The 1,240-nt window shown below is 35.0% G+C and carries 1 protein-coding gene; it reads left to right on the forward strand.

Going from position 1 to position 1,240, the window contains the following annotated elements; translation table 11 throughout:
* Positions 1-187: 187 nt before the first annotated feature.
* The coding region (locus tag F3059_RS13595; protein WP_151170210.1) for a hypothetical protein at positions 188-1,240 on the forward strand (1,053 nt) is incomplete at its 3' end.

A 1,240-nucleotide genomic window follows, 5' to 3' on the forward strand; every position in this document is an offset into this window, starting at 1 on the left:
CAAAACGGTAGTACAAAAACTAGAAAAGTAATTGTCCATCGATAAACATAACCATTAACTTAATTCAGAACACATGATAGCTAAAACCATTTTCAGTAGTTTTTTATTTACATTATTTACTTCATCGCTTTCAGCCCAACTGCGGTCAATGGATCTTATTACCGATTCATTAAAATGTCAATATTTAGTGTCGAAATCTAATGGTGAGTTCCTTTGTTTAGATGATGGTGTAACGACATACGATAGTAATCTTTTCATTACACACAAGTTTAACTTTTCCTCCATTATTGGCGGAAATTTTTTTAGTAACTATCTTACTGGTCATGATGGCTCTCACTTGTTTTATTATAGTGAAACAGATAGAAGAGATAGCGTTGCATACCTTTTTAAGTACAACGATAATGGTGACTTATTATGGGTGAACGACTCTTTAAGAATGAGAGGACAAAACCTCACGTTTTCTGGAAAATCAAAACTTGTTCAATATGGCAATGATGTGTATGTATTTGATTTATTTGGTGAAGCTGATTCATCCCGTTATGGTGTTACACATTTAAACGCTCAAACCGGTGAAGTCAAGTCTTTTGAAATGTTGGATATTCCTTACGCTTATTTTTATCCATTCAGTGCTTTTTACAATGAGAAATGGTATTTTACTGCTGGTCCAGGGCCAAAAGGAGAAAGTGAGGGAATGCTGATCTTCGATGTAGATGGATCTTATGAGTATGTACCTCTCGATTTTCCGGCAGCTAATATAGTAGCAACTACACATAATGGAATTTTCAGTGTTGATGCAGACTATTATGGAGGTGACTGGTCTTCTGAATTATACAGATTAGATTATGATGCAGAGCAATTAAACGCTTATCCATTATCTCCTACAAGTAAATATTCGAGTAATGATATTTCATTAGGTGTTTTTTATGGTGTTTTTTCAGAGAAGTACGGAATTATTCTTCGTGGGAGGTACAGGAATAACGACAGCAGTTCTTCAAATCATAGACCCTGGTTGGCCCAGTTAAATCCTGATAATGGAAATATTGTTTGGGATACGGTATTTGATAGAAGCAATGGTGGGAACTCTCCACGCATATACTCTAATGGGCAAGAAGTTTTTTTGAAAGAAGACTTCAGATTCTTATACGAACTAAAATTCGAAGAGCTCAACTTCAATACCGTCCTTTCTGATGATAAAACTGAAGAAGAAAAAACAGAACTCAAAATCTATCCAAATCCTACC

The sequence above is a fragment of the Salibacter halophilus genome (genome assembly GCF_008806325.1).
Classification (GTDB): Bacteria; Bacteroidota; Bacteroidia; order Flavobacteriales_G; family Salibacteraceae; genus Salibacter; species Salibacter halophilus.